This window comes from Paraburkholderia caffeinitolerans, from assembly GCF_902859945.1.
In the GTDB taxonomy this organism is placed as follows: domain Bacteria; phylum Pseudomonadota; class Gammaproteobacteria; order Burkholderiales; family Burkholderiaceae; genus Paraburkholderia; species Paraburkholderia caffeinitolerans.
Genome location: NZ_CADIKL010000033.1, coordinates 20,130 through 36,358, shown reverse-complemented (window position 1 = coordinate 36,358; position 16,229 = coordinate 20,130). Strand labels below are relative to the sequence as shown.

The 16,229-nt window shown below is 60.0% G+C and carries 13 protein-coding genes; 4 read left to right on the top strand and 9 right to left on the bottom strand.

Annotated elements, in window-relative coordinates:
- Window positions 1-9: 9 nt before the first annotated feature.
- The 7 genes from HV773_RS26225 to HV773_RS26195 form a co-directional block, all read right to left on the bottom strand.
- Window positions 10-486, bottom strand: coding sequence for an antibiotic biosynthesis monooxygenase family protein (locus HV773_RS26225; protein WP_175197140.1), 477 nt, complete (start codon window positions 484-486; stop codon window positions 10-12).
- 190 nt (window positions 487-676) lie between these two features.
- Window positions 677-937, bottom strand: coding sequence for an acyl carrier protein (locus HV773_RS26220; protein WP_175197139.1), 261 nt, complete (start codon window positions 935-937; stop codon window positions 677-679).
- Window positions 938-940: 3 nt separating this feature from the next.
- A complete protein-coding gene (locus tag HV773_RS26215; protein WP_175197138.1) occupies window positions 941-2,086 on the bottom strand; it encodes a beta-ketoacyl synthase N-terminal-like domain-containing protein in 1,146 nt (381 codons plus the stop codon).
- Entirely contained in the window at window positions 2,083-3,390 is a 1,308-nt protein-coding gene (locus HV773_RS26210; protein ID WP_175197137.1) for a beta-ketoacyl-[acyl-carrier-protein] synthase family protein, read from the bottom strand. The genes HV773_RS26215 and HV773_RS26210 overlap by 4 nt, the downstream gene beginning before the upstream one ends.
- Window positions 3,391-3,402: 12 nt before the next feature.
- Window positions 3,403-4,179: an SDR family NAD(P)-dependent oxidoreductase gene (locus tag HV773_RS26205; RefSeq protein ID WP_217481942.1), complete on the bottom strand. Its 777-nt coding sequence runs from the start codon at window positions 4,177-4,179 to the stop codon at window positions 3,403-3,405.
- The gene (locus HV773_RS26200; protein ID WP_175197136.1) at window positions 4,172-5,098 is read right to left on the bottom strand and encodes an aromatase/cyclase; all 927 of its coding nucleotides are present in this window, start codon (window positions 5,096-5,098) and stop codon (window positions 4,172-4,174) included. Before HV773_RS26200 ends, HV773_RS26205 begins: the two co-directional genes overlap by 8 nt.
- 56 nt (window positions 5,099-5,154) lie before the next feature.
- Window positions 5,155-5,625, bottom strand: coding sequence for a hypothetical protein (locus tag HV773_RS26195; RefSeq protein WP_175197135.1), 471 nt, complete (start codon window positions 5,623-5,625; stop codon window positions 5,155-5,157).
- A gap of 856 nt (window positions 5,626-6,481) precedes the next feature.
- On the opposite strand from HV773_RS26195, the gene HV773_RS26190 reads away from it, so the two are divergent.
- From HV773_RS26190 to HV773_RS26180, 3 genes are read left to right on the top strand one after another with little or no spacing between them, the layout of a single operon-like run.
- Complete coding sequence (locus HV773_RS26190) at window positions 6,482-7,075, top strand: DUF2760 domain-containing protein (protein WP_175197134.1); 594 nt, start codon at window positions 6,482-6,484, stop codon at window positions 7,073-7,075.
- Complete coding sequence (locus tag HV773_RS26185; protein ID WP_175197133.1) at window positions 7,072-8,925, top strand: Hsp70 family protein; 1,854 nt, start codon at window positions 7,072-7,074, stop codon at window positions 8,923-8,925. Before HV773_RS26190 ends, HV773_RS26185 begins: the two co-directional genes overlap by 4 nt.
- 26 nt (window positions 8,926-8,951) lie before the next feature.
- Window positions 8,952-11,786 (top strand): Hsp70 family protein, encoded by a 2,835-nt coding sequence (locus HV773_RS26180; RefSeq protein ID WP_175197132.1) that lies wholly within the window; start codon window positions 8,952-8,954, stop codon window positions 11,784-11,786.
- A gap of 36 nt (window positions 11,787-11,822) precedes the next feature.
- On the opposite strand, the gene HV773_RS26175 is transcribed toward HV773_RS26180, so the two are convergent.
- Window positions 11,823-13,547, bottom strand: a complete 1,725-nt coding sequence (locus HV773_RS26175) for an esterase/lipase family protein (RefSeq protein WP_175197131.1) — start codon at window positions 13,545-13,547, stop codon at window positions 11,823-11,825.
- A gap of 701 nt (window positions 13,548-14,248) precedes the next feature.
- Here HV773_RS26175 and HV773_RS26170 point away from each other — a divergent pair.
- A complete protein-coding gene (locus HV773_RS26170) occupies window positions 14,249-15,856 on the top strand; it encodes an EAL domain-containing protein (RefSeq protein ID WP_175197130.1) in 1,608 nt (535 codons plus the stop codon).
- 66 nt (window positions 15,857-15,922) lie between these two features.
- Here HV773_RS26170 and HV773_RS26165 read toward each other — a convergent pair whose 3' ends face one another.
- Window positions 15,923-16,207, bottom strand: coding sequence for a cupin domain-containing protein (locus HV773_RS26165; RefSeq protein WP_175197129.1), 285 nt, complete (start codon window positions 16,205-16,207; stop codon window positions 15,923-15,925).
- Window positions 16,208-16,229: the final 22 nt, after the last annotated feature.

The window sequence follows — 16,229 nt, the reverse complement described above, 5'->3', positions numbered from 1 at the left end:
TTGTTTTCCCTAATTACCGATCATGATGCGATGTGCCACTAGAATTTCACTCGAGTATTCAAAACCTCCAGCCACTATCGACTTGAATTCTGGAGCATTGAATGCCGCAACGAAATCGTCCGTGCAACGCCATTGCGCCACGTTGACGAATCGGAGATCCGCTTCGTCGTCCACGTTCTCAAATAATCTTGCCCGGACGAACCCCGCTTGATTCCGCATGTAAGCAGCCGCGCGACCGAACTGTTCCATAAATCGATCCGCATCTCTGGACGCGACACGGCAGGCTGTAACGAGGAAGCAATCATCGACGCCAGGCGACATGCCACCGCGCAACTTGCAGATGAGGTGCGCGTGAACGAGGATATCTCCCGGATCCCCGGCTGCCGCCATATCCTCCGCCTCGTACCGTCCTGACGTGCCGGTCGACAACGCAATCTCGAGCCCCCGGTAGCGGCCCCGGCCGTAGTTGCCCGAGTCGAAATCCACGGTGCTCCGGCAAGTCAGAATCATGTTTCGATGACCGGATCGACTCCGCGCGGAACGATGTGACACTCGTGCGTCCGTGGCCAGCCCGAACCCACACTGAGAGATGAACCGAATCGATGCTAGCATGGTAAATTAGATTCGCACTGCAAATTAAATATCGCCAATCTTCACGACATATGTTGCCTTCAGCTTATTTTGCAGAAGAAGAGATTACTTCGATAACTTCCCTTGCAACATCATCTGGCGTCTCAAGATTGCTGAATTTCACGCCCTTAAGATCAATATTGAATTTCTTTTCCAGATCTACCGCGAGACAAACCATCTCGGTCGAATCGAGCCCGAAGTCTTGTTCGAGCAATGAGTCGTGTGCGAGACGGCCCTCTCCTTGTTCGCCGAGATATTCAGCAATAGTCGCCATTACGGCCACCAGAACTTGTTGTCTATCAATCATGGTTCATTCAGCTCCGTGAAGCATCAAACTGCAGGCGGCCCCACCCGTCGCGCGGGCATTGACCAGGATTCGTTTCGGTACAACGCCCTGACCGGGAAGATCAGTTCCAGGACAAGCATCGAATGACGTCGCAACGGGACAGCGCGGCAATGTCCGCCCGCGATCGAGCATCAGGCAGGCGAAGGCAATATCAAGCGCACCTTCCGCACCGAATGTGTGCCCCGTGCGCGCCTTCGGCACAACGGTCGGAACCCGCTTGAATGTATCGTGCAACGCCTGCCTCTCGGCTCTATCCGGATCGATCAGGCCACAGGCATCCGGCATGATCACGTCAGGAATATCCTCCGCGCATGCCTTGCGCATGACGGACTTCATGAGTTCTGGATCATCGCTGTATCGGTCACCGTCACAAGGTGCGTTGAACATCGCCGATCTGCCAATCTTGGCGTAGATTCGTGCCCCCCTCGATAGTGCGCGACCCTGTTCTTCGAGCACGAGAAATACGGCCCCCTCGGCAATCCGGAATGCTTCCGGGCCGCGGTCTCCGTCACGTGCCGCGAGGCTCGCGAGCGCAAGACGCACGAATTGAGTGTTCGTGCTTTCCGTCCCGCCCGCAATGGCCACGTCGAGCTGACCGAGCTGAATCTGTCTTGCGCCCGCGGCCACGCTCAGCAAGCTGCTGGCTCGATCGGCCATATAGGTCTTGCTATGCCCCTTGATCCCATGGAGGATCGTGATCTGCCCTTGGGGCGCGGCCGGAAACCAGCTCGTCGCCTGGAACGGACTCACGGCTCGCGGTCCTTCGCAGTGCAGATTGCGCAATTGAGTCTCGGTGAACTGCCATCCGCCAAAGCTGTTGCCGACGAAGACCCCGCAACGGGTCCGGTCGATTTCGTCGAGGACGAGACCTGCGTCTCCCAACGCAGACTCTGTGGCAACGAGCGCATAGCGCGTAAAAGCATCGAGTTTGTTGGACAACCTTGGCGAAAGACGCCCGTTGATTGCCGAGGGAACGATCTCGGATCCGTAGAGGCCATTGGCCAGGCGCCTTGGTTGCGCACAGTCCGTAAGTTGCGAATTCCAGAGTGCTTCGAGGCTGTCGATGGCCGGAAGGAGCACACCAATGCCAGTAACCACGGCGTTCTTCATCGCTGCATGCTCCTCGGTTCGTTGCCGTTTACGCGTCCAAGCACCAGCGCGCTATGAATACCTGAAAATCCGCTTGCATCTTTCAATAGACAGTCGATCTCGACTTCCCGCTCGCCTTCGACGACATAATCGAGATCGCACGCCGGATCGCGATTCTCATAGTTGATCGTTGGCGGCACCCGCCGATGAACGAGCGTCAAGGTAGCTGCGACAGCCTCGATTGCGTTCGCGGCCGCGAGCGCGTGACCGATGATCGATTTCAGGGAACATATTGGGATGCCGTATGCGTGATTGCCGAGCGTGCGTTTGACGGCATTCGTCTCATTGATATCGTTCTGTTGCGTGGAGCTTCCGTGAGCGTTCACGTGCCCCACGTCGACGGCGTCGAGCCGAGCATCCGCCAGGGCCAGCACCATCGCGCGATGCAGGTCGATGCCATCGGGCGCAAGGTCTGTCATATGAAATGCGTTGCAGGTAGAACCAAATCCCTTCACTTCGGCAAGAACCGTCGCACCACGCGCAATAGCGTGATCGAGCGATTCGAGCACGAACATTCCGCAGCCTTCGCCAAGCACGAATCCCGCGCGCGAGGCGTCATATGGCCTCGAAGCCTCGGTGGGCCGATCGTTGCGATCGCTGGCGAGCGCACCGATAATGTCGAATGCAGCCATTGCAATGGGCGTGAGCGGCGCTTCCGTCGCACCGGCGATCATCACATCCGCCTCGCCGCTTCGGATCAGATCGAACGCCTGGCCAAGCGCATCGAGCCCCGCTGTGCAACCCGTCGCGAGCGTTTGAACCGGACCGTGTACATCCAGGGCGCGCGCCACCTCGCTCGCCGCCATGTGAAAGCTCGCGCCGTAAAACAGCCAATCGGACGCAGCAGCCGGATCAATAGGTTCGGCGCCGCCGTGTGTCAGGCGCAGAAACTCCTCTTCCATGAACTTCGTCCCCGCGATAGCAGTCGCAATACATACCCCGACACGCTCCGAATTGGACGGATCGACGTTGAGATCCGCGCGAGATACGGCTTCCTGCGCAGCCGCCAGCGCGAAAAGCGCGTAGCGGTCGAGCCGCTCGCTTTGGGCCGACGCAATGCCTGCGCGCATCGGATCGAAATTTTCGACAACGCCCGCGATCTGGGCATCGAAGCCATTCACGTCGAACTCAGTGATCCGCGTGACGCCGCTTTTTCCAGCGAGACAATTTCGCCAAAAAGCGTCGATGCCGATTCCATTCGGTGCAACGACACCAAGTCCCGTAATTACCACTCTTCGCTTTGTCAATTCCGGACTCCAGGTCATGAGTATGTAAATTCAGTAATTGCCCAAACCACCACAGACGTTCATAGCCTGTGCCGTGATTCCGCGCGCAAGGTCCGATACCAGATACGAAACAAGTCCGGCGACTTCGGCCGGCTCGATATAGCGTCCGATTGGCACGCGTTGCTCGATCCGGCGCTTCGCTTCATCAGTGGAGACATTCCAGATACGCGCATAATTGGTACGCACCTGTTCGGCCATTTCCGTTTCCACGAAGCCGGGGCACACAGCATTGACCGTAATGTCGGAGCCGTCGCGCGCAAGCTCCAGTCCGAGTGCCTTGGTCAATCCGATCATTGCGTGCTTGGAAGCACAGTAAGGGGCACCGTGGATCACGCCCTGCTTGCCCCCAGTGCTCGCGATGTTGACGATGCTGCCGCCTTTCTTCATGCTCCCCGACGCCAGCACCTCCCGCGTCACGAAGAACGTCGCGTTGAGATTGGTATTGATCACGTCGAGCCACAGTTCGTCGGTAATAGTGCTCGTTACGCCGCCTCCACTGCGTCCTGCGCAGTTCACGAGAACATCGACGCATCCGAATGCCTGCGCGACCGTGGAAACCAAGTCCTTGACCTGAGCCGGCTTCGTGATGTCACAGGGAACACACACGACCTTGCCGCGATCGCTTCCAAGCAATTCGGCGGCACGGCGCAACTTGCCGGCATCCCGGCCAATCAATGCACAGTCGAATCCGTCCTGCAGCAACCGCTCAGCGATTGCCAAGCCGATGCCGCCACTGCCTCCCGTGATAATCGCCTTCTTGTCATTCACGATGCGCTCCCAATTTGTTCAGAATGGCCTGCATGGTTCCCAGACTGTTGCGGTTGATGGCTCGCTCCACGATTTGCTTCGCCTCTGTCGCGCAATGCGCTGAAAAGAATGATGGATTGAGCACGACGGCATGCGATGACGTGACTTCGATGCCCGCCCCCGTGTCGCGTAATCGCCAGTGGCCCTGATGCTCCGTCAAGGCGGGCGGCGGCTCGGGCTGGAAGTATTCGATCGAGTCCCCGAACAACCTTCGGATGCTCCGGATCTCCTCCACGTTGCCGTCCACCTTTACAGTCATCGTGAACTCCTGGTTCCACGGGTCCTCGTAGCGCATGTCGACAGCAAGACAATGAGGCAACAGCGACGGCCAGTTCTCCGCATCCCGCAATAGATCGTAGATCGCACGAGACGAGGCATTCATGACAACCGATTCACTGAACTCGTGACGCCACGCCTGCCTGCGCAACCACGTCACGATGGCCTCGAGCTCTCGTGTGCTATTCGCATGAAGCGTGCTGCGCATGAAACGCTCTGCATCGGCCGACGTTGCAACACCTTCTACGCGGCCGCTCACGTCATCATGCAATTCGAATTCATGGCTCAAGGTGATCCGGCAGCCATTCGCCCCCTTCGGCGTGAACTCCCACACGCCCTGCATCGATTTGACGAGCGGCGCCGGCCTGACCTGGGAAAACGTGACACGACAATTGGCCCGGTCGATGCTTCTCACCGATTCCCAGGTAAAGATCCGGTCGTTTGCCCGTGCCGTAAGGCGCACTCGCTGGCTGCGCATCGTTTCCTCGAGCACAACCGCGTCGATGCAAGGAGGAAATATTTCCGGCCAGCGCTCGACTTCGACGCATACGCGGAACGCTGCCTCTGCCGAAGCGTCCACATCGATAAAATGATCTGTCTTCATCTCATTCCCAATCGGTATTCAAAGTTTTCTCTCAATATCGTCCCCGGCGGCAGTCGTCATGTCTCTCGTCGTGTCCCTGCTGTCGCTTTCCCGGTTCGAGTCCGCTTGAGCAACAGGCCGTCCCTCATATTCAGAACCAGCATCGTCAGGTTCGTGAGCCCCGCGAGTATCTCGATCGACTGAACGACATAAAAGCGAGCCGTCAAGATGCCGTACGTGGCCCAATACGCCAGCAATATCGCGCAAGGGATCAGGATCGCGATGCCATTAAGAGCGACGAATCGCATGCGCCTCGCTTTCTTTGCAGCGAGCGCCACGGACCTGCTTTTCGCCAGACTCCGACCGCTTCCGCCCGCGAGTACCATCACACAGACGAGAATTTCGATTCCGGGGAAGGCAATGCCGCGTTTGACGACAAATATGAGGTCACGATTACCCGAAAACTCTGAATAGAGCGTCGCGACGATAAACAGGACGATCATGGCGATCGCTATCAGCCCGGCCATCGCGTGCAAACTACGTTTCATTTCTTACTCCCCTCTTCTGTTCCAGTCCACTGCCAGCCCTATATCGATTCAATGCCGGGAGTGACAAGATTGGTTGGTTATGCACGGCGATTTCCCGCACGCATCTCCGGCGTGTATCCAACGCTTCATTCGTGAGCCCTCTCCTCTGAAATATCACCCATTAAATTCAAGAAATTATCCAATTTCACCCTTCCAAATCATCAGAAAAATCCATAATCCGCCGACAAAAATCGATCTTATTTATCCAGATTTTCTCGAATTACGTTTCCAGTCACGCGACGAATGAATGGAAATTTCCTTTCCTTCCGACGAGCCAAGATTACTTCCAATTAAATTAGAAATAGCGCGACCTTCCGCCGCATACTTCAGCGCACCTGCATGAATTGCAATCTTGATTAATCACCGTGATTAGTATTTAAAATTTCAAGTGCGCGCCATTAATTTTGTTAGCAATCAACATTACTATCGATTTAATATGCCTCTCGCATATTCAGCGCACTTCAGCACAAATCGCTATCCAGGACATTAATCAACTGAAAATCACGCATGACGCGTTCAAGCGAGACGGCGGCGCGTATCGAGTTACCTGAACAACAAGCGCGACACGAAGCTGGCCCTCACCACGGCCACTCCCCCGCGCGATTGATTCCCGGTCCTCTCGCCCGCGATAAGGCAAAATACGGGTATTGAGCCCGTGCCGGGCTCATGTTTTTCCTGCCGGCTGCCACACGCGAGGGGCTCGAACGTGCTCACCGCCGTCACACACTGGACGTCCCCGTGACGTACCGTAAGCGTCTCGACGCGAGGCTGGCCGGACCGCTCGCCCCAAGCGCGCGAGCCCACTGGAGCTGTTTTAATGACCGAAACCAAGATTTCCTTCGCGGGCAGGCTCTCGCTTGCCTTCGGATCGTTCTTCGCCATTCTCGGCAATGCCGAACTGGCCGCCGGCGTGCGCCGCCTGCGCGAAGGCGAGACGCTGGTATCCACGCCTGCGCCTGCGCCCGCACCCGCTCCGGCCTCCGCGCCGGTCGCCACGCCCACGCCCGCACCCGTGGCCGCCATCGAGGAAGCCAGCCCACAGTCGGCGCTGCAACTGCTGGGCCTGCTCCAGCGCAACGCCCGCTTCGTGGACTTCGTCGAAGAAGACATCGCCAACTATGGCGACGCCGACATCGGCGCGGCCGCGCGCCTCGTGCACGAAGGCTGCCGCGCCACGCTGCGCGAGCACTTCACGATCCGCCCGGTGCGCACGGAAGCCGAAGGCAGCCGCGTGACCATCGCCGAAGGCTTCGACGCCACCGCCATCCGCCTGACCGGCAATGTGGTGGGCGCGGCGCCGTATAACGGCACGATCAGCCATCGCGGCTGGCGCGTCGAAGACGTCAAGCTGCCCAAGCTCGTGAAGTCGAATGACGCCAAGGTCCTCGCACCGGCAGAGGTGGAACTGTGAGCGATCCGCGTTATTCCATCGGCGTCGACCTCGGCACCACGCATTGCGCGCTCTCGTACGTCGATCTCGCAGGCAGTGACGGCGAAAAAGCCACCCAGGGCGTACTGCCCGTCACGCAACTGACCGCGCCCGGCGCGATCGAATCGCCCGAGCTGCTGCCCTCGTTCCTCTACCTGCCCAACGCGGGCGAACTGACGCCTGGCGACCTCACGCTGCCCTGGACCACCACGCGCGAATACGCCGTGGGCGAGATGGCGCGCAGCCGCGGTGCCGGCACGCCCATCCGTCTCGTGTCGAGCGCGAAGAGCTGGCTCTGCCATCCCGGCGTGGACCGCCGCGCCGCGATCCTGCCCAACGATGCGCCGCCCGAAGTCGCGCGCGTCTCGCCGCTCGAAAGCTCGATTCGCTACCTCACGCATCTGCGTGAAGCATGGGATCACGCGCATCCCGAGGCCCCGTTCGCGGAGCAGGACATCACCGTCACGATTCCGGCTTCGTTCGACCCGGCCGCGCGCGAACTCACAGCCGAGGCCGCGCAGGCCGCCGGCTATGCGCGCATGACGCTGCTGGAAGAACCGCAGGCCGCGCTCTATAGCTGGATCCAGAAGAGCGGCGGCGCATGGCGCAAGGAAGTGAAGGTCGGCGACGTGATCCTCGTGGTGGACGTCGGCGGCGGCACGACCGACCTCTCGCTGATCGCCGTGATCGAGCGCGAAGGCAATCTGGAACTGCACCGCGTGGCGGTGGGCGAGCACATCCTGCTCGGCGGCGACAACATGGATCTCGCGCTCGCCCACGTGGTCGCGCGCAAGCTCGCGGCGCAAGGCACCCAGGCCGATCCGTGGCAACTGCGCGCGCTCACCTACGCGTGCCGTTCGGCCAAGGAAACGCTGCTCTCCGACCCGAGCGTGGAGACCGTGCCGCTCGTCGTGCCGAGCCGGGGCTCGAAGCTGATCGGCGGCTCGATCCGCACCGAACTCACGCGCAGCGAACTCACGCAGATCATCCTCGAAGGGTTCTTCCCGCAAGTGGACGCGGCAGCGCGGCCCGTCACGCGTGCCCGCGCCGGCCTCACGCAACTCGGCCTGCCCTACGCGCAGGACGCGGGCGTGACGCGCCATCTCGCGGCCTTCCTCGGCCGCCAGGTGGGCGCGCTCGCGGAACTCGAAGGGTTCGCGGCAGCCGCCGGTCAGGCCGGGAGCGCCAGCTTCCTGCACCCCACGGCGGTGCTGTTCAACGGCGGCGTGTTCAAGTCGCCGCTGCTGGCCGGACGCGTGCTCGACATTCTCAACGGCTGGCTCGCGGCTGAAGGCGCGGCGGCTGCACGCCTGCTGGGCGGCGCCGACCTCGACCTCGCCGTGGCGCGCGGCGCGGCGTACTACGGCTATGTGAAGCGCGGCAAGGGCGTGCGCATTCGCGGAGGCACGGCGCGCGCGTACTACGTGGCGATCGAATCGGCCATGCCGGCCGTGCCGGGGCTCGAGCCGCCGGTCTCGGCGCTGTGCGTCGCGCCGTTCGGCATGGAAGAAGGCACGGACGCCGCGCTGCCGCCGCAGGAGTTCGGCCTCGTGGTGGGCGAGCCGGTGCACTTTCGCTTCTTCGGCTCCTCGGTGCGCCGCCAGGATCAGGTGGGCACGCTGCTCGATTACTGGTCGCCGGAAGAACTGCAAGAGCTCGAAGAGATCCAGGCCACGCTGCCGGCCGAGGGACGCACGTCCGGCGAAGTCGTGCCCGTCAAGCTGCACGCGCGCGTGACCGAAGCCGGCACGCTCGAACTCGAAGCCGTGCCGAGCGGCAGCAGCGAGCGCTGGAAGGTCGAATTCGACGTGCGCGGCGGCGCGAACGCCTGAACCCAGCCAACCGTCTCTTGAGTCCCATGAAGCGATACGTCGTAGGCATCGACCTCGGCACGAGCAACACGGTCGTTGCCTACGCAGAAGCAGGCGCGGACGAGATCCGCGTCTTCGATATCGAGCAGCTCACCGCGCCCGGCGAAGTGGGCGCGCAAGCGCTCCTGCCCTCGGCGCGCTATCACCCCGCGCCGGGCGAGCTCGCACCCGGCGCGCAGCAATTGCCGTGGCCCACGCCGAATGCTTCGGATACCCAAACAACCGAACCGGTCATCGGCCGGCTTGCGCGCACGCTCGGCGCGCAGGTGCCGGGTCGGCTCGTCGCCAGCGCAAAAAGCTGGCTTTCGCACGCGTCGGTGGACCGGCTCGCGCCGATCCTGCCGTGGGGCGCGCCCGACGACGTCGGCAAGGTCTCGCCGGTGGACGCGAGCGCGAGCTACCTCGCGCACGTGCGCGCCGCGTGGAACCACCGCTTCCCGCACGCGCCGCTCGAAAAGCAGGACGTGGTGCTCACTGTGCCCGCCTCGTTCGACGACGGCGCGCGCGCTCTCACGCTTGAAGCGGCACGGCGCGCGCAACTGCCCGCGCTGCGCCTGCTCGAAGAACCGCAGGCCGCGTTCTACGACTGGCTGTTCCACCACCGCGAAACGCTGCAGACCGAACTCGCTCAGACGCGCCTCGTGCTCGTGTGCGACGTGGGGGGCGGCACGACCGACCTCACGCTCATCAAGGTCCAAGTCGAGAACGGCGAGCCGCAACTGAGCCGCATCGGCGTGGGCAACCACTTGATGCTGGGCGGCGACAACATGGACCTCGCGCTCGCGCATCTGGCCGAAAGCCGGCTCGCGGGCGAGAACGCGCGCCTCTCCGCCGCGAGCCTCTCGCAGCTTGTGGAGCGATGCCGCGTCGCCAAAGAACAATTGCTAGGTGAAGCAGCGCCCGAGGCTGTTGGCGTGACGCTGCTTGGCGCGGGCTCGCGGCTGATCGGCGGCGCGCGCACGACCCAGCTTGCACGCGACGAAGCCGAACGCATCGTCGTGGACGGCTTCTTCCCCGCAGGCGGCCCCGACGACCTGCCGCGCCGCTCGCGCGCGGCCATCGTCGAATTTGGCCTGCCGTATGCGGCCGATGCGGCGATCACGCGGCATATCGCGGCGTTCCTGCACCGCTTCGCGGCGCAGTCGCGCGAGGCGCTGGGCACGACGGATAGCGATGAAACCGCGCTGCCCGCGCCCTTGCCTGTACCCGATACGCTGCTGCTCAACGGTGGCGTGTTCCGCGCGCAAGCGCTCTCTGGACGGCTGCAAGAAACGCTGGGCGCCTGGCGTGAGCAGCCCCTCACCGTGCTGCAAAACGATCAGCCCGACGTGGCGGTCGCGCGCGGAGCTGTCGCCTTCGCGCTGGCACGCGCGGGGCGCGCGCCGCGCATCGGCGGCGGCTCGCCGCGCAGCTACTTTCTCGTGCTCGACGAAGAAAACGGCAAGCGCGATGGCGACGACGACGCAAAAACGCGCGGCATCTGCCTGCTGCCACGCGGCACCGAGGAAGGCCACGAAGTGCGCCTCGACGACCGCGTGTTCGCGCTGCGTCTGGGCCATCCCGTGCAATTCCATTTGGTCTCGACAGTCGCGGACACGACCTGGCGGCCCGGCGAGATCGCCGATGTTTCGTCGTCGGACTTCGTGCGCTTGCCGCCGCTCTCCACCGTGGTGCAGCGCCAGGAAACCAGCGGCACGGCTGGCAGCCGCGCGGAACAGGAGCGGCCGGTGAGACTCACCGCGCAACTGACCGAAGTGGGCACGCTGGAAGTGCGCTGCATCGCCACCAACGACGATACGCAGCGCTGGCTGCTCGAATTCCAGCTACGCCGCGACGAAGCCTCGGGCGCGGCGGCGAATCAAGGCGAGCGCCACGCCGGGCTCGACGAAGCCATCGCATTGATCGACCGCGTCTTCGGCGCGAAATCGGCGAAGGTCGATCACAAGGAAGTGAAGCGCTTGCGCGCGCAACTCGAACATTGTCTTGGGCCGCGACAGAACTGGGACGGCCCCCTGCTGCGCGAGCTATTCGGCGCGCTGTGGGAACGCGCAGCGCGACGACGCCGTTCGCCCGATCACGAGCGGTTGTGGCTGAATCTTGCTGGATTCTGCGTGCGTCCGGGATTTGGTTATCCGCTCGATGAGTGGCGCGTCGAGCAACTCTGGACGCTCTTTGACGACGGTATTCAGCACGTCAACGAAGGCCAGGTCTGGTCCGAATGGTGGACGCTGTGGCGGCGCACGGCAGGCGGGCTCGACGAAGCCGCGCAGGAGCAGGTGCTCGAAGCGATGCGCTGGCTCGAAGAAGCGGCGAGCTCGAAGAAGCACAAGCTTCCGTTCGATCCCGCGAAGCTCGGGCATGCGGATATGGTGCGGCTTTATGCTTCGCTCGAGCGCATTGCCGCCGAGCGCAAGGTCGAGATCGGCGAGCAGCTTTTGGCGCGGTTGCAGAAGCCTGCGGAGAATCATCAGAGTTGGTGGGCCGTGGGACGCATTGGGGCGCGTTTGCCTTTTTATGGCAGCGCGCATGGGGTTGTCGCGCCCGAGGTGGCTACGCGATGGCTCGATGCGATTCTCGCGCTTGATTGGAAGAAGGTTGAGCCCGCGATGTTCGCTGCGGCGCAGATTGCGCGGATGACCGGGGACCGGTCGCGGGATTTGGAGCCTGCTGTGCGTGAGGCGGTGCTGCGACGGCTTGAAGGAGCTAACGCGCCGGCTACGTGGGTTGAGATGGTGCGTGAGGTTGTGACGCTCGATCGTGCCGATACGGGACGGGTGTTTGGCGAAGCGCTGCCGGCGGGTTTGAAGTTGATGGGGGGTTGAGGGGGATGTTGCGAGTTTTAATGACTTCAAACCCACCTAGTTTTTCATCTGCTGTATTTTGATTTCCTGTCGCAGGGCAGGATTTTTCCCGATCGCAACTTCCTTGGTGAAATCGCCCACGGACAAACCCCTGTCTCCCGTTGCCGGCTTCACGCTTGCCTCCAGCCTGTCGCCACTTTCGGCAAGGTTCGGAAATTTCTTCATATTCTCTGCCAGCTCGATAGATAAGCGACGGGTATTGGCGTCGCCCTTGAACATTTCTTGACCTGACGTATCGGACTGCTCTTCAAAGGCCTTGTTAGGTGACAATTGATTGAGCTTGTAGTTATTGAATTCCTGCGGTGGAGCGCCTTTGAAGAACTGCGTTTCGCGCGTGACACGCTGGAGATGGGTTGCGAGATTCAATACATAGGGCGACCGAGCCGCCTTGTCGGAAGAAATATCGGCCTTTCTTAGTGCCTGCGCTGCGACCGTGTCCAGGGACGCCGCCGAGAGCAAATCAGCCGTGACCACCCATTTTTCACCGCCAGGAAGATCGGGGAGATTTTCGTCAATCGTCTTGTACGCCACAGACGCAAGTTTATCCGTACTCACCTCGTTGGCCGAAGCACCATTTTGATCACTGCTCGCAAGGTACGAGTTAATGTTTGAGAGCATGTCCTGTGCTAGCGCGGAAGTCTGCTGACGAATACGGTCGATGTCCGGAACATCAACTACGATAGTTTCGTCTTCGTCCGTGTTCGTCTTGAGATGAAAAGTGTACCGACTTGCCTTCGCATTCAACATCAGTAAAAGCTTCAAATTCTGACTGCTTTCTCCTGCCAACGTAGCGCCCGATTCATCGGGAAGAATATACAACGCGGCATCCTTCTTGTCGGCTATCCAGTATTTTAAATCCGCCGACCCCAGATTCATTATTCGGGCGGTCTTCATGTTGGAATCCATCAAAAAGTGCCACCCGTCGTCGTGACGGGTGAAGTCAGGCATTTCCAAACGAGCACAGCACAACTTTGGAAGAACGAAGCGGCGCATTGCCGTTGTAAGCAACACAACAGACGGATGGGTTGGCCGGTCAGGCTTGACGATATCGATGTGGTTCGCGCCATCAATCGCTTGACCGGGTTCTGTGCAGAACCGCGTTGAACTGTTCCACGGCACTACGAGAACTCCGGAGGTCTGAGCTTTTTCATATCCGCACACAATCTGTGGCTTCTTTTTTACGCTCGTCCAATCATCAGTCAATTGCTGAAGCCACAGATTGTCATTGACTGGCGTCATATGCGCTAGCGCCGGATTCTCCAGGGCGAGTTTAGCTATCGAGGCGATCTGCGCCCCTTCTTGCGGAGAAGCGTATAAAACCACCAACGGCACTTTTCCAGATAAAGAACTGTCCCGATCGATATTGCTCGCGAGGTAGCGTAGAACAACGAGCCCGCCCATGCTGTGCCCGACGAATACCACAACCGGATAGTCCAGAACATGCTCGCTGTAAAGATATAGCTTTAGCTTGTTGGCGCCTTCTCGAACGTCCAATGAGCCGCCACCATTGAACATTTTTGATTCAAATCCGAACGCAAAAACGTCGACCTTCGGCCCAACTTCCGGATCGGCCTTCAACAGTTGAAAGAACGTCGTCCCATTATCGTTCGTCCAGGTACCTTTTGTACTTCCGAAGATACCGTGAACGAAGACGACAGCAATCTTGGCAGGCTTGGTTGCATCCCGGAAGATCCACTGGGGATCCTCGGTATTCGTCGCCATCGGCGGCTGTTTTTTACAGCCCCAAATGCCCACGGTTAAAGACGCAAGCAATGCCAAAACCACCAGCTCGCAAGCAAGCCACCGCTTTCCGCATTCTCGCCACATGGCTCCCCCAGCATCTTTCTCGTGGCTCCTATGAGTGCATTGGGAGTATCCAGCGCACCAGGCAAATGTTGGCAACCGCAAGTTTCATCGCCGACTTCAAAGGTATTTATAGCGGCAACGCATTCACACGCAAGACATCGAATTTATGCGTAGTCAATCGACTTTCAATTGCCTGATTTAATTGGATCGTAGGCAACTTCCAATGGGTACGCATATCAGGGTTTTCCGATTCAGTTGCCACACGAAAAAGGCCAGTGCATGTGCGCGAGCGCACAGTCACCAAATGGTGGCCAGAGTAGGACCGGAAGCAGCCTCCACGATTGCAGCTCAATTGCCACCCAGCAGGCAACGGGCGAACGAAGCCCCCCTTCATCAAAAATTCCGAACCGATGACACATCCCATGTCTATCCAGAGCACAACCGAAAGTTAGCTGTCGTTCATAGCCATCGCCCCTCAACCAACGACGCAGTCGCAAAGCGCCGCATGTCGTTGAAAAGGAAACATAAAAGACTATTCTTTAGACGGACGTCGGAGTCGAAACACTCGCAACGAGCTGCGCAACACCCGTTTCCAATCATCCCTATTCGGCTTCGAAATGATCAAGCGCATCACGCTGATTTCGGCTTCGATTGCCCTCGGGTGCCTCGCCACTATCGGCCCGGTGTTGACCAGCCTTTACGTCGCCGACAAAGACGTCGAAAACCGCGACCGCGAGGAACTGCGCGAGTTTGCAAACAAAGCGGTCATGCGCACGGATTTCGTGACGTATCAGGCATTCGCCGCGCTCTCCGACCTGGACCGGGTACCCGGTCCGGTTTGCTCGACAGCGAAACTGGAACAGGCGGCACGCATCGTCTACAACTACCGCTACGTCCAGGACGCGGGGTCGTATGGCGATGGGCACTATCTCTGCTCGCCACTGCTTGGCGATGTACGCACAAAGAATTTTGCGCTGCCTCCGCCGGACTTTCGCAGCAACGACGGCTACCTGGTATGGCTTCAACAAAAGAGTCCATTGAGCGACGTACGCAAGGACATCCAGATCGGCCGAAGTGGAAATTACGTCGCTGTCGACTCCGGGTCCTACGTCGATCTCATCGATCCTGCGCAGCGTCCCATCGCGGCGATTCTAACCACGACCGGGACGCTTATGGCCATATCGCCGGGGGCCGATCCCGACGAAATGCTCAACGCGTGGAAGCACGATGGAAACGTGAAGAGCGACCAGTGGTATTACGCGGTTGCCCATTCGTCAACACGTCCAGTTGGTGTCGTCGTAAGATCCCCGCACGGCCATATCGCGGGAGACTGGCCCAAGGTGCTGATTGCCTGGCTATCGATCGGCGTCATCGTGGGCGCGGCACTGGGGTGGCTCGCATACCGGCGGGTCACGCGGCAGTTGTCGTTTCCCGCCACGCTCGAATGGGCCATTGCGCGCCGCATGATCGATGTGGTCTATCAGCCAATCGTCAATCTCACTGACGGTAAATGCATCGGCGTGGAAGCGCTGGTACGCTGGACGTTGAATGGAAGAAGCATCTCTCCCGAAGTTTTTGTGCGAGTTGCTGAGGATAACCAACTCATCCAGCCACTGACCGATCTTGTTCTGGAAAAGACCCTCGCACAGCTAGGCGCCCTGCTAGTCGCCAGCCCTTCCTTCTACGTCTCGATCAACGTGAGCGGCGAAGACCTGGCTACCTTCCGGTTCCTGAATCTCCTTAATGCCTCGCTCAACGGGACCGGCATCGCGCCAAAGCAAATTCGCATAGAGGCAACGGAGCGTAGCTTCATGAACGCCGAGACAACCCGGGGTGTGATTGCCGCGTTCAGGGCAGCGGGGCATCCGGTCTACATCGACGATTTCGGAACGGGCTACTCAAGCCTCTCGTACCTCCAGACGTTCGAAATCGATGTCTTGAAGATCGATAGATCTTTCGTCGAAACGATTGCCCAGGATACCGCATCAAGTGTCGTTGCCCCCCACATCATTGCGATGGCACATGAACTGAACGTGGAAATTATTGCGGAAGGCGTTGAGTCGGCGGCTCAGGCCGCGTGGCTTCGGGACAAGGGCGTGCAGTACGCGCAGGGATGGCATTACGCCAAGGCGATGGCCACCAATGAACTCACGCGCTGGCTTGGCCAGAATCGCGCTTCGCATGGGGAAAACAGGTTCCCGGAAAATTCGCAGGAAACGACGTAACAAGAAGTCGCTGATCCGCGCGACGCGAATCAGCTTATTTGGCCGTACTTCCTCTCAGGAATAACCTCAACGAATTTCCACCTCGACAAACACCACCTCGTGATCGCTCGCGTTCACGACGTTGTGCTCCACTCCTTTCAATCCGGCGTAACTTTGCCCAGCGCGCAGTTGCGATTCCCGGTTGCCTTGCGTTGTTTCGAGAAGAAGTTGGCCGTCCGTTTGCGGAACCACGACATAGTCGTGCCCGTGAACGTGCCAGCCGGTTTCGGCGCCGGACGCAAATCGCCATTCGGTGACAATCACGCGTTCATTCGAAACCTGCTGCGTTGGAACCGCCTGCGGACGTTTCATGAGAGCTTCCTCAGCTAAGTGG